This window comes from Ktedonospora formicarum, assembly GCF_016587355.1.
Classification (GTDB): domain Bacteria; phylum Chloroflexota; class Ktedonobacteria; order Ktedonobacterales; family Ktedonobacteraceae; genus Ktedonobacter; species Ktedonobacter formicarum.
On sequence record NZ_BNJF01000001.1, the window covers coordinates 2,797,579 to 2,820,334 of the forward strand.

Here is a 22,756-nt window from a genome sequence, read left to right on the forward strand (position 1 = left end):
TAGAGCCAGAAACGCTGATACTTGATAGCGGCATTCTTTTTCAACATATCGTTCAAATGCTTACAGTGTAAGTATCGTTAAAGATATTCGACTATGGAGAAAGACAAGCAAAGCTGGCCTTGGGACGAAAGTGAAGCAGAAGAGATTTCCCAGTTGGAGCGCGAACAGGAGCTTTCTGCTGAAGACCTGGCAATTATCAAGGCGTTCGAAGAAATGGATGACTCAACCTGGCAGAAGAATCAGGCTGAGCCTCTAACGGCTCCTGTTGTCTCCTTGCCTACCGAGGAGACCCTTGATGACATGCTGATTATCTTCGTTGATGAAGTTGAAGAGGATATAGCGAGGATAAACCGTGCTCTGAACCAACTGGAGCAGCAGGAGGGGGCCTCAATCGATAGCGCGCGCCTCGTAACGGTTAAACGAGCTGCACATAAGATTCGTGGCTCGGCGGGTATGGTGGAGTGTGGTAATCTCTCTGCAATTGCTCATTCACTGGAAGAGATTGGTGAGCGTGTACTTGCCGGACATGTGGAGCCGTCTCTTGCTTTAAAAGCCCTAATCCAGGGGGCGCAAGCCATGGAAGCAACGCTTGATGGCTTTGTACAGCATGGGCATGAAAGCGTGGGACCACGCGAAATATTTGAGCAGAATATACGCGGATTGCATATTCTGGATGAGGATGCGGAAACGTTTGAGGAGAGCGATGAGATCACACTTGAGCGTGAGCTGAAACGCGAAGTATTGCCAGCCAGCCCCTTGAATGCACCCTCTCTTCCTCGTGATCTGCTGGTTGGGCCGGACTCTTCATCGCCTGCAATGGTGCGTTTTGAACAGCGACGCTTTGAGCAATTGCAGCAGCATTCTGAAGGCTTAATGGGGCAGCGCATGCCACTAGAGCAGGCACAAGAACAGGTTGCGAGTGCTTTGCAAGAACTGCAAGCCGCACAGATGCGCCTACAGCTACTTGAACCCAGACTTTCAGGTTCCCTGCTGCCAGGTATCGACGAGAATATGCCCGCGCGTGAGTATTTATCTTCGTCCTCACTCATTCGACGTATTTTGCATGAGAAGCAGACTCAGCAGGACTCTCAGGAGGAGCATGGACCGTTGGCGTTACCTGATGCGCGTTCCCAGCGGCAATTTATGCAGCCAGGAAGACTTGGTTTCGGTGCTGTGCATTGGGATGAGTTAAATATGGAGCGCTATAGCGAGAAGGATATGCTGTTACGCTCTTTTCGCGAAGCCGTGACTGATGTTTCGGTTGCGTCCACACGCGTACAAAGCGCCATCGACCGTTATAATCAGGTTATTAGCGAGTGCCTACAACAGGCAACCAATATTCGTAACGATTTACGCCTGTTACGCCTGGCCCCTCTTAGTGTGATCTTACCGCGTTTGCGTCAAGCTCTACAATGGTATTCCAGCGAACAGGTACAATTTGATGTGTTTGGTGAGGCGCTGGAAGTAGATCAAGAGGTGTTGGCGACACTCACTGAGCCACTGGTTCAACTGTTGCATTCCTGTGTACGGGATGCCCTGGTCGAGAGCGAAGAGCTAAGAAGCAGGCATGATGATGAGCAATACCGTGTCTGGTTACACGCCACACGCGCAGGGAGCGAGCTTGAGCTAGAAGTAGGTTTTTCTAGAGCAGTGCAAGGTGGTGCGCTGACGCTGATCTACGAGCCTGTTCAACGCTTAAGTGGGACTGTCATGCTTGAGCGTAACAAGCAAGGAGGCGTGAGCTTCCATATACGTCTTCCGATATCGCGTGGCTCAACGCGTTGTCTGTTAGTACGTTGTGACAAAGAGGTTGTCGTTGTCCCATTCTCGCAGATCCAGCATATTGGAGAAAACACAAGCGAGGAATTTGATCTCAAATTTGATTTAAATGACCTGCTCAACATATCGACTATATCACGCTCAACTGAGGTTCGTAAGCCTGCTACACGTGTACAGACTGTGCTAGTTTTGCCCCGTTGGGGTTCACATCGTGTTTCAGGTATTGTGGTTGATGAGATTATAGGCGAGGCTGAATTTGTCATTAAACCTCTTCCTGCCTACTTGCGTCGCCCGGGCTTAGCTGGCACGGCCATTGATGGGCGCGAGCGCATTCTTTTGGTGCTGGATTTGCCAGAATTGATCAGCGCATATGCCTTGCAGCCTCGTATTGAAAGTAGAGAGCCTGTTCAGGATCAAGTATCTAGCCAGCATCAGCCCCAGGAACCAAGGATCTTGATCGCGGACGACTCAGTCTCTATGCGTCTCTCCTTGCGGCAAACACTTTCCCATGCGCATTACACTGTCTTGGAGGCGAGTGATGGTTTAGAAGCGTTTGAACTCTTGCAAACACATGTACCAGATGTGCTTCTACTTGATATCGAGATGCCCAATCTCAATGGATATGATCTCTTAAACCTGATGCGCTTGCGACCAGAGTTGGCTACTGTAAAAACAATTATGCTCACCTCTCGCTCGTCTGAGCTGCATATGAAGCATGCTCTGGAACTTGGAGCATACGGATACCTTACCAAGCCCTGTCCATTGGAGACGCTACTCAAGAAGGTGCAGGAGGCGCTAGGGCAAGGGACAAGGAGTGTGGTTTAGGGGTATTCTTGATTTCTATCTCTACTAAAGGTATAATTATGGGAAATGCTGTTCTCCTATAGCGGTGCGACAATCGATAGAATTGCGTGGGGTCGGCACTGGCTAAAGAGCTGTACCTGTGTGTGGAGGGGTCTATTCTCTTGCGCATGGCTGTAATATATGTGGAGATGTCGCTTTGAGTAATTCATTTTCCTCTCACTATGGCAGTAGTTCAGGACATAATAGTCACAACTTCCGCCGTGAGCGTACGGGACATCTTACCGGACAACTTTCTTCACCTTCATCTCTCATACCAGACAAGGGATATCAGGGTGGTCAATCGTTTGATTTTGAGCAAATGATACAGTCGCTTCGAACATTGTTCGAGCATGATCGACAGATGGCAAGCCAGTCAGATGCTACACGTTGTGGTATCTGTTACCTTCACTACTCGCTTGATGAGTTGCACTATCGCGAAGAGGGCTTCTATGTTTGTCAATCATGTGAACAAACACTTGGGAAGCATCCTGTACCAATGGTGCGTAAACAACAAAAGCTCTAAGTATTAGGGTTACTTAAATAGTAATCACAAACAGAAAAGTTTGAGCGCAAACGCGACTTAGCATGTTTGCGCTCAAACTTTATATATCAGCACCTACTCAATGATGGCAGCCTCTTCGGCCTCCTCATACTCTTCGGGGAGAACTTCCAGGAGATCTTCTGGACTGTCCAGGCGATCCAGGAAGAGAATGCCGTCCAGGTGGTCGATCTCATGCTGTAAGATGCGTGCAAACCAGCCTTCAGCAGTGACGCGGATAGGCTTCCCGCGTACGTCTTGTCCTTTGACGACAATTTTGGTGGCGCGTCGGATATTATTGCCCACATAGCCAGGGATGCTCAGGCAACCTTCCTGCCCGCGCTCCTCCCCTTCGGCTTTGATGATTTCTGGATTGAAAATAGCGACCTTGCGGTCCTCATACTCAGCGACAAAGACGCGAATGGAGAGCGCAATTTGCGGGGCCGCGAGCCCGACGCCATTGCTCTCGTTCATCGTCTCGAACATATCGTTAACTAACTTAACCAGAGAGGCATCGAAGCGATGTACCTTCTTGGCCTTCTGGCGTAAAATCGGATTTTCGGATGTAATGATCGTGCGTGTTGCCATGTGTGTTTAAAACCCCTGCATTGCACTACAGCACTCTGGAGACCTGCTTGTGAGTGCCATGCATTGCCACTATAATTGGCCTATATCGTATCATACGAAAGGTAGCAGGCGCAATACTATGTTACAGTCAGATGCATCAGAGGGACAAGTTATGTCTATCGTGGATAGTGTGGTAGTATTTTGTGAACAGCATCACCTTCTGCCTGAATCTGGTGTGTTGATTGTCGCGGTCTCAGGTGGGGCTGATTCTCTCTGTCTCTTACACCTGCTGTATAGCCTGTGTGGCCCTGGCAAACGCTATCCCAATCTTCGCTTACATGTCGCGCACTTGAACCATCACTTACGTGAGCCTGTGAGTAGTCAAGACGCTGAAGCCGTGGGTCGCCTGGCTCGCTCCTGGGGTTTACCCGTGACAATAGGGGAGAGTGAAGTCGCTCTCCTGGCGCAACATGAGCATTTCTCGCTTGAGGAGGCCGCGCGTGTAGCTCGCTATCGTTTTCTGCGAGATGTGGCAAGTGGATCACGTATTGCTATTGGGCATCACCAGGATGACCAGGTAGAGACACTGCTGCTTCATTGGACACGCGGCGGAGGAATTGCCAGCATGGCCGGTTTGCAGCCACATCAGCAGGATATTATTCGTCCCTTGCTTCCCCTTACACGCGCGGACACGCTAGCCTATTGCGCGCACTATGGCCTGACTCCAATAGAAGACGCGAGTAACCTCGATTTACGCTATCAGCGGAATCGTATTCGTCATGAATTGCTCCCTCTTTTAGAGGGCCTTAATCCTGGCTTCCGCTTGACGTTACTACGTACCTCCAAGGTAATGCAGACGGATCTTGACTGGATTGAAACCCAGATAGATGCCTGCTGGCCTGATGTAGTGGTTCGCGAAGATGGCGAATCGCTTCTCATCTCTCGGATGGCCCTGCTGTCCCTTTCTCTGAGCTTACAGCGCCACCTGTGGAGGCGTGCCTCAGCCCTCCTGTGCGCGGGTCAATCTCCGTTGGAACTACGCCACTATACATTGATTGAGCAAGCGTTAGTGCGAGCAACTGGTGAAGCAATCAAGCTTGATCTGCCTCAGCGGCTTCGTTTCGAGCGGCAGCGTGATGAGGTAGTGCTTCACATTATGGATGAGGATAGATATAAAGCCAATATTGATGTTGTAAGAGATGAGGTATTGCTTCCTATTCCGGGTGAGGTGATGTTGCCAGGAACTTCTTGGCTGGTACGTGCCGAACTTGTACCTAAAGACATAGAAGCCCGTGTTGTCCAGGCTCTATGCGCAGGGGATATGGCGCGGATGTGGCATGACCTTGCGCTCACGCGTTATTCTGTATATATTGATCGAACCGGCATCGAAGCGCCGTTATATGTGCGCACAAGGCGAGCCGGAGATCGCATACGTCCGCTTGGTATGGTACACACAAAGAAGGTTCAAGATATCTTTGTCGACCGACATATTTCACGTCAGGAGCGTGAACAGCTTCCACTGTTTTTTTCTGGGGAGCAATGTATCTGGCTGGGAGGTGTGTGTATAGATGATCGTGTACGTCTGACCGGCACAACACGGTATCTGTTACACCTTTCAATGCACCGACGAGAAGCATTTTCCGGCGAGGAAGAGGGGTTATACGCGGACAAAGAGATTTTATGAAATGAGGAATACATGCACCAGGATATTTCCGAGATTCTTTTCTCCGAAGAGCACATTAAAGCCAAAGTTCAGGAACTTGGTAAGCAGATTACCGAAGACTTTCAGGGGAAACACCTCTTGCTCCTGGGGACGCTTAAAGGAGCAGTCCCTTTTATTGCCGATCTGGCAAGAGCTATAGATATGCCCCTGGAGCTTGACTATATGGCAATCTCAAGCTATGGCAATAGCACACAATCTAGCGGCATTGTACGCATCCTGAAGGATCTAGAGGGGCCAATTGACAATAAGCATATTCTTATTATTGAGGATATTATTGACAGTGGCCTGACATTGAGCTATCTGGTCGATGTGATTAGACGCCGTAATCCACTGAGCCTCAGTATTTGCACTTTGCTTTATAAAGAGCGCAAGCGTATGAAAGAGGTCCCGGTGAACTATATCGGCTTCACGATTCCTGATAAATTTGTCGTTGGCTACGGCCTTGACTATGCACAGTACTATCGCAACCTGCCTTATGTTGGTATTCTTAAGCCTTCTGTCTATGAAGGTGAGAGTGAGCCAGAGCAGCAGCATGCTAGCCCTGCTGAATAGAGTATGGGGTTAGCCTTCAGATTTGTTTCTTAAGGAAGCTTCCTCGGCTCGCTGTGCGAATCTATTTCAGAGTGAGAGCATGTGGTGATTGAGAACTTGTCCGACCACCACATGCTCTCACTCTTGCTTTTGAGCATTGCGGTCGCGAAGAGTGAGTTAAAGTCCATGCCTCGCCTGCTTAAACATGGTACAATGTATCAGATGGATCTCTGGGCCGATATTGAGATTGACAACACCAATAAAGACGTTTTGGCGCAGACAAACGGAAGCAAACCACAAAAACGGGTACGCAGGCCGAGTGAACGTGAAATTCTGGCCGCGCTGCGCCACTGGCTGCTACATGATTATGTAGCGGCTTATTGTCGTACCCTGGCCTCGACACGGATCTTCCGTCGGTGTTCCTGGATTGACGCTCTGGGACTCAATGCACGCGAGCAGGCGCTAGTCGCGCTTCCTGATAGCGCGAATGGGAACGGAAGTGCTAACAAAAAGCGCCGTAAGAAGGATGTTGAGATTTCCCAGGTTCCGCTTGCTCTGCGTCCTCTGGCTATACTAGCGCATGATCTTGTCCAGGAGCAACCTCCCTTCTCTCTCCAATCTTTTCTGCTCAGCGGAGTCAGGCAGAGTGGAAGTTTTCAGAAGGAAATGGCATTGAAAGAAGGAGGTGTATTACGCTCAAATTGGCTTGAGAGTGGGCCTGTCTTGCTCAATGAAGTCGAACCATCGCCCGCAATCTTTCTCTTTAATCCCTTCCTTCCTGGCCTCTTTGGTTATGATAATCTACTTAAAGTCTACCAACGAACCGCTCCAACAGAGATTCTCTTCTGGCTTCCGCACCGCTCGATAGATGCCTGCCTTCAGTCCGCACAAAGTGATGAGCAGATTGCATTGCGTCTCAAAAGCCTCTTGCGTACTGATCGCTGGAAGATGCTACCTACTGACGAAGCCAATCAAGCCAGGGCACGCCAGGGCTTTATTGACCTGTTTATACTAAGCATAAAGCGCCACTTTAGCCTACCAGTACAAAGTATTCGTCTGCCTGTGCAGATTGGCCCGGCCTGGATTGAGACGGTACCTTATACCCTGCTCTTTGCCACCAGGCGTCAAGATAGTACGCAATGTATGAATGAGGCGCTGTGTAGCTATCGTCACCGTTTGTATAAACATAGTCACCAGGGCGTGCTGGCGGAAGAATGGTTTTTAGCTCAGGAAGATGAGCGCCGGTCGAGAGCTCTCGAACAGCTTACACAACGTATCCTCCAACTTGGGCGGGAACAGCGAGTTCGTCGCTGGCCTGATCTACGGCAGCAGGTTATGGTAGAGCGCTTCGGACAATTCGCGCTTACTGATTACGATCAGGTGATGGGGCAATTGCTACTTGAAGGCGAGGTACGTTGTGAGAGACGACGGCGTGAGGTGGCGTTAGAAGAGGCCCCTATACCTGGGAACGACGATATTCTGATATGGCGCTAACCGATTGAGAAAAAATCCTCAACAAAGAAAGAGGCGTCACCAGGGGGAAATGCCGGGCATGGGGAGACCTGGCATTTTAGTGATGCCTCCTATTATGAGTTTACGTTTGTGCAGTAGATTTGGTGGCATAATTTTAAGAGAAAAAGTGTTAAATTTGAGCAAAGATCTATGAATTAAGTGTAATAGGAAATGGCGTGTATGAAAGATGAAGAAGTATCATCGCGCAACATACTGAATGAGCTCAATGGGGCTGAATGGCTCTACTTTACACGAAGCATCATGACGACCTCGTATCCTTCCACCTATGGACATCATTTGCGCAAAGCGCATGGCGCTAACAAGCCTCCTCAATTGATGAGTCAGCTTATTGAATTCTTCACCAAACCCGGCGCTAGAGTGCTGGATCCCTTCGCGGGTGTTGGAGGGACACTTATCGGCGCCTCCATCTGTAAGAAGCCGCGTGAGGCTATTGGTATTGAGATCAATCAGCAATGGGTGGTTATCTATCAGCAGATCCTCAAAGAGTACCAGGACCAGCTACTACCACAACAACTCTTCTGCGGCGATTGCCTTCAGCTTATGGCCGAGATGGAAAGCGAGAGCTTTGACTTTATCGCAACTGATCCACCATATAATATTCACCTGGAACAAACAATGTCTGGTAAGCAACGTGCTCATCAGCATGTTAACAGGCGCACCATTTATGACATGCGCTCAGACGATCCTTCTGACCTGGCGAACCTTCCTAGCTATGAGGCATATCTTGAAGTAATGGAACAGGTTTTTGAAGGATGCCATCGTCTGCTCAAACCGAAGAAGTACATGGCTATCATCGTACGTAACGCATACCAGCATGGCGAATATACCTTTACACATGTTGATCTGGCACGCCGAGCGAGAATGCATGGCTTTATACCTAAAGGGGAAATTGTCTGGTACCAGATTGGAACACGCCTCCGCCCCTATGGCTATCCCTTTGCCTACATTCCCAATATCGCCCATCAGTATATTGTTATCTTGCAACGAGTGTGAGATGCAGGTACTACCCAAAGCAAGAGTTTTCCCGTTGAAAAGCTGTGCTTGTATGATTGGCAAGCGAGCGAGGTATAGTTGCCCTACCAATAGGCTTGTCTGGCGAGTATAATATCTGGAAACATTACGACAACAGATAAGAAGTTAGAAGAAACCACATGTTCCTCAGAAGAAGAGAGTGATACAATGCCACGGAAGACAAAAGAGAACAACGAATACAGTGAGCTGATTCAGAAACAGGATGCGGTAGAAGAGACCCTCATTCCCCTAAATGGCGAGACACACGGCATCGATGAAGTGTTAAACGAGCGTAACCGAATAGCTGTCCTATCCTCTCTTGAGCATGGCGAGCGTTTTCATGCGGCTGGCAAGCGAGATGTAGAGCTTTATATACGCACGTATAACACCATGCTGCGTAGTTCAGGAGAGGTAAACCTGAAGGCTCTGGTCCAGGCACATTACAACATTGACTCCATCTTGCATCCCGATGCACGCTCACCATATCCCGACATGTCAGCTTTCATCTACAGCGTATTGCGCTTACCAACCTCAATTATGAGCTGTAAGTTGGTCCTGCTGGGTCAGTCGGAGGAAGTCTTTGTCCAGCACGATTATCCAGTCAATAGCTGGGAGGCTGTAACTGCTTCGGCACGCAGACGCAAATGGTTTTATGATGGGAAGGAAACCCTTGCGGCCTATGTCGCAAGTGTTAGTGATACGGACGATATTGTTCCAGTTCTGGTGGCGTTCCAGATCGAGTGGAACAAGATGTATTACCTGCTCAATGCTGATCCTACCACTATCAAATTGCTTGAGACGCGTATGGATCGTAGTTCGCCAGTCTTCGCTGAGATAAGCAAGGTCTTGCGGGAGCGCCTGCATATCGCGCCTGATGACTGGAGCCGACTGGAAGTCATCTGGGGCGACCAGTTGTGGGAAACATTGCTCCAGATGGCGCGGCAGCGGAAAAACTTCCGTCTACGCATGCTGGGAGGCTCACATGTTGGCTATGTGCGCGCCACACATCAATGGTGGAATCCAGTCAAAGCGGTTCTGGATAGCTTGAACGTACAGGAGCGACCAGTCTACTTTGTTTCTAGCAATACGCATAGCATGGTGAACGTACTTTCCGGTTCGCTGCTCAATCGACAGGATGAGTTGACACGCTTCGCGCTGAAGGGAGATGATCCCTATCTGACCGACGAATGCCGTAAATTACAAGAGGGTGAGGTGCCTGGAAACTGGCATAACTTCCTCTACTTCGCTGGTCGTGAATGGGTGCGTACGCCAGCCGGGAGGGAGTTCCTGCGTCATCGCGAACAGGAGGAGCGGGAGCGTGGCATCTGGCGCATTGATGCCCGGCATGGTATGGAGATCGATGCGCAGATCTTTGATCTATCCAAGCTACGCCCAACTGATGTTGACCCACGAGGTCGGATGCGCTACATGGATTACCTGTCACAAAGTAAGGCACTGATTATCAACATTGATTATCCACTGGGTATGGCGGCCTATCGCATGATGCGCGAGATCATGGAGAATCTCTCACAGGTGCGAGGCATTTATATCCTGGGTAAAGCCGCGACGCTCAATGGGAGCATTGGCGATGTCATGATCTCCAATGTAGTCATGGATGAGCATAGCCAGAATACCTACTGGCTCGATAACTGCTTCTCGGCTCATGATGTGCAGCCGTATCTCATTTACGGCTCCGTTCTGGACAACCAGAAGGCTGTGTCAGCGAAGGGGACATACCTGCAAAATCGGCAATACCTTGACTTCTGTTATAACTCTAATTATACGGTAGTCGAGATGGAGAGCGGCCCCTACCTCAACGCGGTCTATGAGGATCAATACCTTACACGCTATCCTGTGGGAGAGAATATCAACTTCGCGCGTCTGCCCTATGAGGTTGGGTTGTTACACTACGCATCGGATACGCCCTATACACGTGGCAAGAATCTTGGTGCGGGTAGCCTGTCATACTTTGGCATGGATTCCACTTACGCCACGACGATTGCTATCGTTCGGCGTATTCTTGAGCGTGAGATCGGTTTCTTGCAGCGGCAATCTTTGCGCACACTGCCCCAGGCTGCCGCGCAAGCTGAGAGTGGGGACGAAGAGAGCAAGGTCTCTTAAGAAGGAAGCGGATCGGGCATGCCCGATCCGCTTGACAGGTGTTTTTTTCGTGTCCTGGTTTAGAGAAAGGCCGAGGATATGATAGAAGATCAAGAATATGCATGTAGGATTAAGATAGGATATCCAGGCTCAATTTGAGTGCGAATTCGACGCGTTGCATTTCTTCATGAGTGATAACGCCTCTGCGGCGCAGGAGGCGTGATTTTTCAATCGTCATTAATTGTTCGCATTTGACATCTGTATAGTCGGTCAGCCCATTCTCAGCATTGGGTGAGATGCGTACATGCAGGGGGAGTTCGCGTTCCGTGCGACTCATAGAGGCGACGATTGTTAATGGATAGTGTCGTGAACTGTTACCACGATCATTCTGGATAATTAAAGCCGGGCGTGTGCCTTGTTGTTCGGCTCCACGTCCGGGCGACCAGTTGACATCCCATATTTCGCCTCGGAGGGGCTGTGAGTGCTCCGCTTGCTGTGTAGCGTACGCTCTGTGGCTGGCCCGGACGTGCCTGGCCTCTTCACTCATGCAACCATACCTTCATGTCCGGCTTCAAAAAAGAATTGGGCGTCTTCTAGTGTTTCGGGGAGGGAACCAAGATATGCGTAAGCTTCGTCGAGGGAGTAATTGAGGGAGGAAGATAATTCGCGTTCGCGTTTTTGCATAATGGCTGATTTGAGCTGCTGATAATTATCTTGCTGCATGAGTTCCATAATGGTCTCCACGACATCTCCTAAAGAGGAATCTAGCTCGACAGCGAGGGCCTTCAGCTCTTTGTGTTGAGTTGAGGGTATCTGAATAGATTTACGAACGAGGTTTTCATGACGGTAAAAGTCGGTATGTGCAATAGCCATGAAGATGCCTCCTGGTTTCTACATAACGTCTTATTTTTCTATTGTACTTGCCCCCCGAGTAAAAGTCAATAAATATGGATGTTGTTTGCTTAGAAAAATAAGAAATTCTAATTTTTGCAAACTTCAATTTTGTAGCGCCTCTAGAGCTTTCCGATGGCCTTTTGTTGCCTTTAGTTAAGATCCATTGCCATCTGGTTTCTTAGAAAATGTGAACCTGCTTGTCAAATAAAAGAGAGTCAGAGGATGCATGAAAACACCCTCTGACTCTCTTTTGTTTGTATTCTAGCTAAGCGCATTCGGCTTCTTGCGGTAGCTTTGCGTATACCACAAGTTGACCTTCTAGCGCGATCTTTGTCCAGTGCTTATCCATTGAAACCCCTTCCAGCCTCTCTCCAATGTTATTTTCTTCCTTGGCGTGCTGTGTGAGGGTCTCGTCAACGAAACTCAATGTAGGGACATAGATAAAATACTCTTGCAATAGATCCTTCTGCATGTATTGCCCTTTCTCTGTTGACTCTCACCTCATTACCACCTGTGTTGTTCAAACACTTACCAATGTTTTCCTTCAATCCTTTGGTGCGGAGTGTTTGAACAATTTGCTCATCTTGCGTATCGTTGCAAGCTTCCTTCTACGGTGAAGGGGAATGGCTTTTGACATTGATATGGTAGACACAAATAAAGATCTGACCAATATTGATAAGGTAATCCCAAAAGTACATCGAGGATTCCATCGTCATCTAATTTTATAGACGTTGAATCCTCGATTTTGTGACATATGACTTTTGACCGATCTGGTTATCGTGGGCCAGAGAAATGTTATCTGGTCTATTCAGCCTCCGTCCAGGGGGCAATTGACCAACGGTTACTCTGAGCGAAGCCAAAGCCTTCTTTGGTGACTGTGCCGTCGAAGCCAGCGGGTACAGACTCGAAGAAGGGAGCCAGCTTGCGTGGGAAGATTGCCAGTTCAAAGGCCCAAGGATCACCAGCCTCTTCGACGATAGAGCGCCATGAGCGGTTCTCCTGCCACTCCTCGGTGAAGTAGACTCCCAATTCGGGAAAGGCCTTCGCCAGGGTGCGCAGAGTATGCCAGATCGCGCCCCCAATGCCAGACTTGTAAACGGAATGGATCTCTTCTTGAAGTGTTTCGCTTTCAAACTGAAGATTGATACCGATCCAGGAGGCTGGCTCTTCCTCAAGTGTTGGGGCCCCAATGTCAGGATAAAGAGCGACATCAATGCCTGTGCAAACAAGGGTGATGCTAGCCGTCGGAGTAAGTGTGAATTCGGCTGGATAGATGTCGCCAAAACTATCGTCTTCACTTTGAGGCCAGTGAAGCTCTGCGAGCCACTGTAATACCCCTTGGTCGTGACAGCCCAGATCCTTGAGTGCGCTGCGGTAACGCTCAAGCAGAGTGTCAAAATTGTCTCTTGTATAGGTCGCGTATGCTTGGATTTGCGTAGTTGCCATAAGATAACGTCCTTCGCTGGTGGGTGCTGATCAGTCCCAGGCTGCTCCCAGGCGGGCTAGATGTTCTCGATACTCAATGCGCTCTATCCATGCCTGGGGCCAGGCATCCAGGCCCAGGTATGCTCCCGCGAAGGCTCCAGTCAGGCAGGCGATGGAGTCAGAATCTCCACTGGTTGTTGCCGCGCGTTGGATGGCCTTTACTGGCTCATCGGGATAAAGCAAGAAGCAGAGCAGACCAGTTGCGAAAGCCTCTTCAGCGATCCAACCGCCGCCAGTTTGCGTGCAGGGATCACTCTCTCGGTCTGGTTTCTGGAGAGCGGCATCAATCCTGCCGAGAACGTGTAGACATTCTTCCCAGCCTCGTTCGATAAATTCCTGTGGTGTTCCGCTTGTTGAGAGTTGCCAGAGGGGGCCAAGCCATGCCTGGTGATAGAGTGAGCGCTGACTAAGGGCATATGCGCGAAGCCTGCTGGTGATGTCATCTATCTTACCACCTGCTGCCAGGTCGGCGATACACCATGCTGTGAGATCGGAAGCCACCAGGGCCGTTGGGTGTCCGTGAGTCAGTGCGGCCTGAAACTGGGCTATGGCAGCTCGATGCTCGGGCGTGACATCTTCCTGGTTGGCATGTAGCAGGCCTACAGGAGCCACGCGCATATTCGCACCACAGCCTTTGGAACTGAGAACTGTTGCGTTGTGCCAGGGCAGGTTACGAGCCAATCCTTCACAAGCCTGGAGGCAGGTATTGCCAGGCGCGCGATTATTGTCCGGGCTATTGTTCCATGCGACGAAGGCCGAACGAAGCGGCTCTTCTAGTGTGTCCGCGTTATACGGTCGCTCGGCTGCCAGTAAGGAATCTCCAACTGCCAGTGTCATCTGGGTATCATCCGTGACGCGTGCTGGATCGCCATGGAGCTTATCTGGTCCCTGGGTTCCATACTTCTTCTGGATGCTATCAATGTCAAGAAACTCAGTATCGGCTCCTAGAGCATCCCCAAACGCCAGCCCGAATAGGCATCCCGATGCTCGCTTATATATATCTTTCTTCGCCATAGCTGTAATCCTTTTATCACATGAAAGGTTATATTTTTTACTGATGGCTGGCTACAAACAGATTATGTTGGGATAATATATCATATGATCTCAATACGTGTCACGTATGTGTGTTTTATGATTCGTGAGCACTCAGATCAAGTGTCTGAGCTTCGATATGGTGTAGGATGGGGATCAGCCAGTCCTGCCCATAGCGTAGCGCGCCATAGAGCAATAGGTTTGGTTCGCCCGTGGGTGAGATATGACCATGATGCTCCAGCAGAAAGTTTTTGAGGCTTGCCTCGCTGACATGAAGTGTTTTGAGTTCCTTGATTTCATCTTCCTCTGGCTCTCGCTGTAGTACCTCTGCCAGTGGAATATTCAGATGGGTCAGAAAGAGTAGCTCGCCATGTGGCATTAGCATATCGTAGGCCGCTCCCAGACAATACTGAGAGTGTATATCTTCGGCCTGGATACCAGTTTCTTCACGAATCTCGCGGCATATAGCCGCGAATGGATCTGGCAACCTCTCGTCCATATCGAGCCCGCGCTCGAAGAAGCCGCCAATCACATGATAATGTCCCTCATAGGCATCGACACCCTGACGCTTGTCGAGCAAGATGTAGTTATCACTTGTCTCGACGACTGAGCAGACGCCAATGGCATTGCCAAGCTCTTCACGAGAGTGCTTACGCGCAAAACTATCTTCGCGCGTGGTGACATATTCTTTGTAGCTTGTGTCACCCAGGCGAAGCATAAGTTTATTATCGAGAGTGCTTTCCGCTCCCACCAGGCGAAAGAGAGGTGCGTCGAAGAGGCGTTTCCCTTGCGCGCGTGCCTCTGTGAGTTTGGCTTCCCAGAGCGTATCCATCCAGGCTTCAAGATCAGATGTGCGTGGCATACGCCATTCTGATTGATAGCTGATCTCTACCTGAGCAGATGAGAAACAGCCCTGGGCCAGAATTTCAAAATTCCGCATGTAGGTTCCTCTTCATTCCTATGTTACGCGAAAGCTGAACAGTATTCGGATAATCGAACTCTGTTCAGCTTTCGCGTTGTTGTGCTTCTGTGTAAGCGGTTTTACTCCCACTCGATAGTGGCGGGTGGCTTAGAGGTGATATCGTACACCACGCGGTTAATTTCTTGCACCTCGTTTACCAGGCGATGGGAAATACGGCCTAGCAATTCAGGAGAGAGGCGTGCCCAATCCGCTGTCATGAAGTCGCCTGTTGTGACGGCGCGTACGGCGACTAGATTCGCGTATGTGCGCCCATCGCCCATGACGCCAACGCTTTGAATGGGCGTCAGGACAGCGAATGCCTGCCCTAGTTCGCGATACACACCCGCGCGTCGAATCTCCTCAATGACGATTGTATCGGCTCGGCGCAGGATATTGAGTTTCTCCTCTGTGACCTCACCAATGACGCGAATCGCCAGTCCTGGCCCTGGGAAGGGGTGGCGCCAGACCCACTCTTCAGGGAGACCCAGTTCCAGGCCAATCTCGCGGACCTCATCTTTGAAGAGCATGCGCAATGGTTCGACAAGCTGAAAGGTCATCTCTTCGGGCAATCCACCTACATTGTGATGTGTTTTAATGCGTGTGGCTGTGCTAGCTGTATCATGGCTGGTGCTCTCAATGACGTCGGGGTAGAGGGTACCCTGTGCCAGGAAACTAATTTGGCCCTGTTCGACGGAGAGTTTGGCAGCCTCTTCCTCAAAGACACGAATGAATTCTTCGCCGATGATCTTGCGCTTGCGTTCTGGATCGACAACGCCAGCCAGTTTGCCCAGGAAGCGCTCGCTCGCATTGATTGCAACCAGGGGGATGTGTAGATGATTGCGGAATGTTTCAACTACCTGCTCGCCTTCGCCAGCGCGCATGCAACCTGTGTCTACGAACATACAGGTAAGCTGATCGCCGATAGCGCGGTGAACGAGAAGCGCCGCAACCGCAGAGTCCACGCCGCCTGAGAGGGCGCAGAGTACGCGCTCCTGTCCTACCTGTTTGCGAATGCGCTCTACCGTTTCGTCGATAACCTGTTCCGGGGTCCAGCTTGCGTTGCAGCCGCAAATGCGGAAGAGGAAGTTCTTAATAAGTTCTTTGCCCTGAGGAGTATGTGTGACCTCGGGATGAAACTGGAAGCCAACCAGACCATCAGGATGCGCGATGACCGCGACGGGATTGCTCTCAGTTGTTGCCAGCACCTTGAAGCCTTCGGGCAAGCGATCAACGCTGTCACCGTGGCTCATCCAGACAGGCAAGCGGAGTGGGTCTTTGCTGGCTGGCTTATCCAGGTGGCGTGTCTGTTCGGGTGAGGGATGAAGACCCTCAAAGATACGGAAGGTGTCCCGGTCGCTCTCCGCTCCCTCAACGACTTGGATGGTTGCGGGGCCATACTCTCGTGTGCCATGCGCCATAGCGACATGTCCACCCAGTTGGTGAGCCATAAGCTGCATACCATAGCAAATGCCCAGGATTGGTAGACCACTTTGGAGAATGGCCTGATCGCAGCCAGGCGCCTCCTCATCATAAACACTGGAAGGGCCACCTGAAAGGATAAAGCCTTTGATGTCCAGGTGTTCTCTGGCCTGTAGATCGGCCAGTGTTGTTGTGGCTGGTACCAGTTCACTATAGACGTGACATTCGCGAATGCGGCGTGTGATTAAGCGGCTGACTTGCGAGCCATAGTCAAGAACAATGATTGCCTGACGGCGTTCCGGTTGCATATATTCCTCTTTTTAAGATATCTGTTTGATGGCGTCCAGGTTTTACGGATTGTATATCTATGCGTTAATGCAATCTGTGTCAATTGAATGTCTCCCTGGCTGAGAGCAGAGGTGTTTGCTATAGATAATCGTCCAAAGTGGTCAGGAATTTGATAATCTCGAACCCAGTTTCCCACGATGCCTGCTGAGAGCATTAAGAGACTCTACACATTAACGCTAAATTGAGCTATCATGTTGGTGTTGAGTATATCACACGATACATGCCGCCGTCGTCGCTACGGCAAAAGAGTGGGTCAAGGTCCTGTATCGAAGCGAGAAAGGAAGATGCTATGGGATCATCCAGGCAGGGAAAATGGTATGTGGCTGAAATGGTGGAGGTGATTCGCGTCGAAGGAGAGAGCAAGAATGTGGTTCATAGAAACTTTGTGCTGATTCGTGCAGGCTCGGCTGAGGAAGCCTACCAGAAGGCTCTAGATGGCGGCAAAAAAGGGGATATGACGTATGAAAACCCGCAGGGGCAACGTGTCACAGCAAGTTTTCGTGGTTTGAGCAATCTGACGGAGATTTATACAGAACTTGAGGATGGTGAGGAGATTACCTATTATCAGTGGGTTGGACTGGACGAGGAGGAGATACAATCCATGATCTCGCCCAAAGAGGATCTGGATGTATTTCGTAGCTGGAATGAAGATGACGATGATCCCGACACCCCTGATATTCGTGCCCGTGGTTTTGCCGAGATCCTGTCCCTTCAAGAGGAGTCTATGCCACTTGAAAAAGAGGATGATCTAGATGAAATAGATCCTCGCGATGTGCTTGCTGAAGCGGAACGCATTCTGCGTGGTGGCCCTCGCGATTCACATGATATTGGCGAAGATCGACACTAAGATCTTATGCGAAAACCGTTTTCATAAGAAAAGACATGCATTCCTCCTTCAAGGACTCGAAGGAGGAATGCATGTCTTTTCTAGGTCAGGGATGTGGGATCAGGCTTCGTGTGGAGCTTCCAGACATGTGACCCCTAGTGGGCCCACCGATGCGCTGTGGCGCACCCCAGAGGGAAGGAACATACGATCTCCTCGTTCGAGATCCAGATTTACCACTTCTCCCAACTCATCGCGGATATCGGGAAGCGTAAAGCGAATCGAGCCACGCACACAGTAGAGTATCTTGTGATAGGTATGCTGGTGAACGGCATATTGATCGCGAGGTCCGTTAGACCAGGCGTAGGGCGAGAGATGCTCACTAAGCATCTGTTGTTGAAGTGTGTGCTCATCTGGAAGCTCTGTACCTTGCCAGCGCGTGACATATGGTTTTAGTTTCTGATTGTCTGTCATAATCCACCTGCTTTTAATCTGAAGGGGAAAACGGGAAATTACTTGCAAAAAATGTATATTGCTATTGATGTTCTTCTGGTATAGCAGTACAATATTATTCTATGGCATTTTTGTAGACGTTCGCCAATGCCGCCTGAGCGGCGGCTAGCTTTGTTCAGGCGAATGAAAGGCATCAACGTCGGACGCGCTGAAAGGAGAAAACCCTACTCATGAGCACGATCCAGCTTGCCGCGCGGTTGTTTCAGTTACAGGAACTAGACCTCGAACTAGACCGTGTGAATGCTGAACTACAGTCCCTTCAGCACGCTCTTCAGGGCAATTATACGCTGCGTAAACTCGGCTCCGAACAGGTGAGTGCGGAGCAACAATGGAAAGCAAGTTATCAGGCACAACAAGATGCCGAATGGCAGCTTGAAGATCTTAATGCTCGTCTTCGCGAGCAGGAACAGCGTCTCGCGAGAGAAACAGCCGCAAATACCCGTGACTTGCAAGCCGTACAATTGGAAGTCCAACAACTTCAGGCACAACAGGCTCGCCAGGAAGAGGCCCTACGAGAGCTTGTGGATGTGACTGAGGCCCTTGAGGAAACGGCACAGCGCAAGGTTAACGAGGTACAGAAAGCCAGGGATGTCTGGATGCAGGACAACGCTTCGCAGATCGTACAGCAGCGAGAGCTTGAAATTCAGAGTACTAATCTGCAACAGCGACGAGTTCAGCTCGCCTCTCTCCTGGAATCTGCCCTGATTGATCGCTACACAAGGATGCGCCGCACCAAGCAGGGGCGAGCCGTGTCTAGGGTGGAGCAAGATGCCTGTCAGTGGTGCCGCGCCCTGCTCGCTCCCAGCGAATTGCAGCAAGCGCGTGTCAGCGTCGAGCTTCAGGTGTGTACGAATTGCGGTCGTATCCTCTATTACGATCAACATTGATGGCTTGATAGATAGGTCTACTTCGTGGATCTATAGTCTTACGTATCGTCCGACAGTGCCTACCCAGTCTTTATTCGTAGACAGTTACATAGGGTTGATTCACTGGGTGCTCAGTGAACTACGCAGCGTGGCGTATCCCTTCTCCTTTCTTTCCTCATCTCCCTTGTTGACAAACGCAATTTGTGTCTCGTATACTCTTGATACAAGGAATCGTTCGTTCAAATTCTGGCCCGGCCAGTGAAAAAGGAGGTGTCGTTCATATGAAAAAGCACCAGACCTGTGATGCTGTGCTTGAATGCACCTGTTCTGTCCGGTACGAGGCGAGTGTTATCGACAGCAGCGAGAGCAATTGCCCCGCCAGGCTTTCCTGATCGCTCCATCTTCACAGGCGCCTGGCTCACGCTAGCTCGACCTGCCCGTCTGCACCTATTCCGGTTGGTTGTTGCACCGGAGACGCATCTCAGCCATGCTTTCCCCCCGGCTGAGAGATTCCACTCTTCCTCCTTACGGCAGTTACCTTCTTATTGTTTTGCTGTTTTGAAGCATGCACTGATGCTTCCTGGAGGAAAACGCTTGATTGATGACCCAATTCTGCTGACAGGTATTGTGTTGACGGGCGCGCATGGTATCTACGATGTGCATACCGACAATGGCATCTTTCGTTGTACCTTACGTGGTAAGTTGAAAAAAGCCTTCGCCCGCGTTCAAACTCAGAATGTTGTGGGAGGGCGTAAATTAAATGTCTATCAGATGCGACGCGCTGAGCGTGAGCGCGAGAAACAGCATAAACCCGCTCCCGAAGCTGAAAACCCTATCCAATCGCGCCTCTCTGCTGGCGATTATGTAAAGTTCCGCAAATTAGATGAGCATACCGGGTTAATTGAAGAAATTCTGCCGCGTCAGAGCGAACTCTCGCGCCTCGATGCAGGTTCAACCGATAAGAAAGCCATTCCCCAAACGCTACTAGCGAACCTCGATCAGGTATTTATCGTATTGGCAGTTGCGCAACCCGATCCTCACTTTGCCTTTCTGGATCGCTACCTGGTCATCTGTGAAGCCGCGAATTTAAGTGCGATCATCTGTTTGAATAAGGCTGATCTGCCCCATGATTCGCACGTGGAAGAGGCAGCCAGCCTCTATGCGAGGCTTGGATACACTGTCGTCTGGACGAGCGCGTATAGTGGACAGGGAATCGAAGGCTTGAAGGCGCTGTTGAAGGATCATACCAGCCTCTTTACTGGCCCTTCCGGCGTTGGTAAGTCTTCGCTTGTCAATGCATTAGAGCCGAATATGGCGTTACGAACTGGCTTGATTAGCGATGCCACAGGTAAAGGACGCCATACGACCACCGGTTCGCAGTTATATCCTCTCTCAACGGGCGGCTGGCTGGCAGACTCGGCTGGCATTCGCGCGCTTGCGGCCTGGGATGTTTCGATGGAGGATCTGCCGCGCTGCTTTGTGGAGTTTCGCCCCTACCTGGGTGAGTGTGTCTATGATGACTGTAACCATATTGATGAGGAAGGTTGTGCTATCATCCAGGCGGTAGAGGATGAGATCATTGATGAGGGGCGCTATCGCAGCTATGTACGTATCTATACAGGTGAAGAGCGCTAGGGTGTAGGACCGTGAGCGCTGCGCTTTAGCCAGTGCAGCGCCTACATATGGCCTTTTTCCTTGTTGTTGGTTGTTATATTGCCGCGATAGTTTGATACTGCTTCGCACACACCTCTCAAATTTTCATTGTCAAGGAGGCTACTCTTTTAGAGGCTGATGAGGCCGCGTTGTGCGGCAAGAGCAACGGCTTCGGTACGGTTGGTCGCGCCTAGCTTGCTCATGATAGAGCTTACGTGGAACTTGGCGGTACGCTCACTGATAACAAGTTGCGAGGCGATCTCTTTATTTGGCATGCCTTGAGCCAGCAGGCGTAGGACTTCCAATTCACGCTCAGTAAGCTCTTCTACCTGGAGCAGGTCATCAGCGGGCCTGCCGTTTCCTTCACGCTGCCCCATGTGCCGCAGGAGCTTGGAGGCTACTAGCGGTTGTAAGAGAGAGCCACCTTCCATCGCGAGGCGAATCGCCTTAAAAATATCATCGCGGGGTGAACCTTTGAGGAGATAGCCATCTGCCCCCGATTGAATGGCGTAGATAATGCGCTCATCGGTATCAAAGGCTGTAAAGACAATGGTGCGGGCTGGATGATGGCGCAGACGAAGTTGCTTAATGGCTTCCACGCCATCCATGATTGGCATCTCCAAGTCGAGAAGGAGTATATCCGGCTTGAGTGCTTCAGCCTGACGAATGGCCTCTTCCCCATTGGCGCATTCCGCGACAACTTCGAAGTCGGGCTGCGTTTCAAGTACCGCGCGCAACCCTTCGCGTACAATGGGATGGTCATCTGCCAGTAAAATGCGAATCATGTGTTGTCCTCTGCGCCTTTCTCTCTGGTGATGCGTTCTTTTTAAGAATATGCCCTAAAAGCATTCGCCAACGCCGCCTGAGCGCACCGGCGCTAGCCGCCGATCAGGCGGCGTTGGCTGGCCTTAGTAAGGGAGTATGATATATATATGAGTTCCTTGCTCTGGTTCGCTCTCGATACACAGTGTACCATTAAGCAGCTTGACGCGCTCACCTATGCCTGTCAGTCCAAAATGGCCTTCCTGAGCAGCAATGGTATCGAGGTCGAAGCCCCGCCCATTGTCTTTAATAGCGAGTCGGACCTGGTGCTCGTTGGCTTCAAGTGTAATTTCTACTCGTTTGGCCTGTGCATGCTGGTAGGCATTATTCAAAGCCTCCTGGGCGATGCGATACAAGCCAGATTCGACGTTAGCGGGAAGCGGTGGGAAGAGTGGTGAAGGCTCGTAATAGAAACTCACCTGGGTTTGGCCAGTGCGTTCTCCCATGATCTTATCGTCATTTGCCAGTGATTGCAAGGCCTCTGGAAGCGTGCGTCCCTGTAAGGGAGCGGCGCGTAGATCCATCACAGAGCGGCGTGCTTCCTCCAGATTGTTGCGTGCCAGGCGCAAGGCACGCTGTAAGGCAACCTGAGCTCGTTCTGGCCTGGCTTCGGTTAGCGCGTCTGCCGTTTCTAATTGTAGGGTAATGGCGGCGAGACCCTGAGCAATGGTATCGTGGATCTCCCTTGCCAGACGATTGCGCTCTTCAATAGTCGCTAAGCGCGCCGCCGCGTGCATATGCTGCGCTGAGATACGAGCGCGTTGGATCGCCAGGCCGATCTGATCACCGATGATGTGCAGGAGTTGTAGCTCTTCGGGCTGAAGCCCACGCCAGTCTTCACTGGCGACGTTGAGCACACCAATACGAGTATCTCCCGCGTATATGGGAACACTCGCGTGGAAGCGTAGACCAAGTGCCGATGGATCGCTGTTCCGTTCGGCATTTTTCAGGCGACTACAACGCAGGACGTCGATGTTTGAGGCCCCTGATAGTTCCCCGCCTAAGAAGGTATCCAGGCACTGGCAGGAACCCGTCATGCGCTCGGTATGGTCAGCCAGATAGGGTGGAAGTGCCTGTGAGGCTGCCAGATAGGTATGACCCCACTCATTGAGTAGCCAGACCCAGCCCGTACGTAGCCCGAGTAATTCAGTGACGCGGGCTAACACTTCTTGCAGTGCCTCATGTACATCAACGATATGATTTAAGTAGCTGGCGATATCATATAACACTGCCAGTTCGCGATTATTATGCAGGAGCGACGTGGCTTCACTTGTCGATTTCTCGAATTGTTCTTGTGTCATATCTTCCAGGAAAA

At 50.6% G+C, this 22,756-nt stretch carries 21 protein-coding genes; 10 read left to right on the top strand and 11 right to left on the bottom strand.

All coding sequences use genetic code 11. The annotated features are described in order from the left end of the window. Positions 1-93 precede the first annotated feature (93 nt). Both K3T82_RS12025 and K3T82_RS12030 read left to right on the top strand, forming a co-directional pair. Positions 94-2,604 (top strand): ATP-binding response regulator, encoded by a 2,511-nt coding sequence (locus K3T82_RS12025; protein WP_220193693.1) that lies wholly within the window; start codon positions 94-96, stop codon positions 2,602-2,604. Between the two features lie 175 nt (positions 2,605-2,779). Continuing rightward, positions 2,780-3,145: a hypothetical protein gene (locus tag K3T82_RS12030; protein ID WP_220193694.1), complete on the top strand. Its 366-nt coding sequence runs from the start codon at positions 2,780-2,782 to the stop codon at positions 3,143-3,145. Positions 3,146-3,238: 93 nt separating this feature from the next. On the opposite strand, the gene def is transcribed toward K3T82_RS12030, so the two are convergent. Beyond that, positions 3,239-3,748, bottom strand: coding sequence for a peptide deformylase (gene def / locus K3T82_RS12035; protein WP_220193695.1), 510 nt, complete (start codon positions 3,746-3,748; stop codon positions 3,239-3,241). Positions 3,749-3,899: 151 nt separating this feature from the next. Here def and tilS point away from each other — a divergent pair, with 151 nt between their 5' ends. From tilS to K3T82_RS12060, 5 genes are all read left to right on the top strand, one after another. Next, a complete protein-coding gene (tilS, locus tag K3T82_RS12040) occupies positions 3,900-5,411 on the top strand; it encodes a tRNA lysidine(34) synthetase TilS (RefSeq protein ID WP_220193696.1) in 1,512 nt (503 codons plus the stop codon). Between the two features lie 12 nt (positions 5,412-5,423). Next, positions 5,424-6,002 (top strand): hypoxanthine phosphoribosyltransferase, encoded by a 579-nt coding sequence (gene hpt / locus K3T82_RS12045; RefSeq protein WP_220193697.1) that lies wholly within the window; start codon positions 5,424-5,426, stop codon positions 6,000-6,002. A gap of 96 nt (positions 6,003-6,098) precedes the next feature. Beyond that, on the top strand, positions 6,099-7,475 hold the full coding sequence (locus K3T82_RS12050; protein ID WP_220193698.1) for a hypothetical protein: 1,377 nt from the start codon (positions 6,099-6,101) through the stop codon (positions 7,473-7,475). Positions 7,476-7,673: 198 nt separating this feature from the next. Further along, positions 7,674-8,507, top strand: coding sequence for a TRM11 family SAM-dependent methyltransferase (locus K3T82_RS12055; protein ID WP_220193699.1), 834 nt, complete (start codon positions 7,674-7,676; stop codon positions 8,505-8,507). A 186-nt stretch (positions 8,508-8,693) separates the two neighbouring features. Continuing rightward, complete coding sequence (locus K3T82_RS12060; RefSeq protein ID WP_220193700.1) at positions 8,694-10,646, top strand: DUF6909 family protein; 1,953 nt, start codon at positions 8,694-8,696, stop codon at positions 10,644-10,646. A 109-nt stretch (positions 10,647-10,755) separates the two neighbouring features. Here K3T82_RS12060 and K3T82_RS12065 read toward each other — a convergent pair whose 3' ends face one another. From K3T82_RS12065 to guaA, 7 genes are all read right to left on the bottom strand, one after another. After that, entirely contained in the window at positions 10,756-11,172 is a 417-nt protein-coding gene (locus K3T82_RS12065) for a type II toxin-antitoxin system PemK/MazF family toxin (RefSeq protein WP_220193701.1), read from the bottom strand. Then, positions 11,169-11,498 (bottom strand): hypothetical protein, encoded by a 330-nt coding sequence (locus tag K3T82_RS12070; RefSeq protein WP_220193702.1) that lies wholly within the window; start codon positions 11,496-11,498, stop codon positions 11,169-11,171. The genes K3T82_RS12065 and K3T82_RS12070 overlap by 4 nt, the downstream gene beginning before the upstream one ends. A gap of 286 nt (positions 11,499-11,784) precedes the next feature. Further along, positions 11,785-11,991, bottom strand: a complete 207-nt coding sequence (locus K3T82_RS12075; RefSeq protein WP_220193703.1) for a hypothetical protein — start codon at positions 11,989-11,991, stop codon at positions 11,785-11,787. 332 nt (positions 11,992-12,323) lie between these two features. Beyond that, the gene (locus K3T82_RS12080; RefSeq protein ID WP_220193704.1) at positions 12,324-12,965 is read right to left on the bottom strand and encodes a hypothetical protein; all 642 of its coding nucleotides are present in this window, start codon (positions 12,963-12,965) and stop codon (positions 12,324-12,326) included. A 30-nt stretch (positions 12,966-12,995) separates the two neighbouring features. Then, positions 12,996-14,018, bottom strand: a complete 1,023-nt coding sequence (locus tag K3T82_RS12085) for an ADP-ribosylglycohydrolase family protein (RefSeq protein ID WP_220193705.1) — start codon at positions 14,016-14,018, stop codon at positions 12,996-12,998. A 115-nt stretch (positions 14,019-14,133) separates the two neighbouring features. Continuing rightward, positions 14,134-14,976: an NUDIX hydrolase gene (locus K3T82_RS12090; RefSeq protein ID WP_220193706.1), complete on the bottom strand. Its 843-nt coding sequence runs from the start codon at positions 14,974-14,976 to the stop codon at positions 14,134-14,136. A 101-nt stretch (positions 14,977-15,077) separates the two neighbouring features. After that, the gene (gene guaA / locus K3T82_RS12095; RefSeq protein WP_220193707.1) at positions 15,078-16,724 is read right to left on the bottom strand and encodes a glutamine-hydrolyzing GMP synthase; all 1,647 of its coding nucleotides are present in this window, start codon (positions 16,722-16,724) and stop codon (positions 15,078-15,080) included. A 329-nt stretch (positions 16,725-17,053) separates the two neighbouring features. On the opposite strand from guaA, the gene K3T82_RS12100 reads away from it, so the two are divergent. Beyond that, the gene (locus K3T82_RS12100; protein ID WP_220193708.1) at positions 17,054-17,611 is read left to right on the top strand and encodes a DUF4288 domain-containing protein; all 558 of its coding nucleotides are present in this window, start codon (positions 17,054-17,056) and stop codon (positions 17,609-17,611) included. Positions 17,612-17,710: 99 nt separating this feature from the next. Here K3T82_RS12100 and K3T82_RS12105 read toward each other — a convergent pair whose 3' ends face one another. Beyond that, positions 17,711-18,061 carry a cupin domain-containing protein gene (locus K3T82_RS12105; RefSeq protein ID WP_220193709.1) on the bottom strand — a complete coding sequence of 117 codons (351 nt, stop codon included), beginning with the start codon at positions 18,059-18,061 and terminating at the stop codon, positions 17,711-17,713. 209 nt (positions 18,062-18,270) lie between these two features. On the opposite strand from K3T82_RS12105, the gene K3T82_RS12110 reads away from it, so the two are divergent. Then, positions 18,271-18,987 carry a zinc ribbon domain-containing protein gene (locus K3T82_RS12110; RefSeq protein WP_220193710.1) on the top strand — a complete coding sequence of 239 codons (717 nt, stop codon included), beginning with the start codon at positions 18,271-18,273 and terminating at the stop codon, positions 18,985-18,987. A gap of 573 nt (positions 18,988-19,560) precedes the next feature. Next, positions 19,561-20,601, top strand: a complete 1,041-nt coding sequence (gene rsgA, locus K3T82_RS12115; protein ID WP_220193711.1) for a ribosome small subunit-dependent GTPase A — start codon at positions 19,561-19,563, stop codon at positions 20,599-20,601. Positions 20,602-20,747: 146 nt separating this feature from the next. Here rsgA and K3T82_RS12120 read toward each other — a convergent pair whose 3' ends face one another. Continuing rightward, positions 20,748-21,404, bottom strand: coding sequence for a response regulator (locus K3T82_RS12120; RefSeq protein WP_220193712.1), 657 nt, complete (start codon positions 21,402-21,404; stop codon positions 20,748-20,750). A gap of 123 nt (positions 21,405-21,527) precedes the next feature. Then, positions 21,528-22,742, bottom strand: coding sequence for a GAF domain-containing sensor histidine kinase (locus K3T82_RS12125; protein ID WP_220193713.1), 1,215 nt, complete (start codon positions 22,740-22,742; stop codon positions 21,528-21,530). Positions 22,743-22,756: the final 14 nt, after the last annotated feature.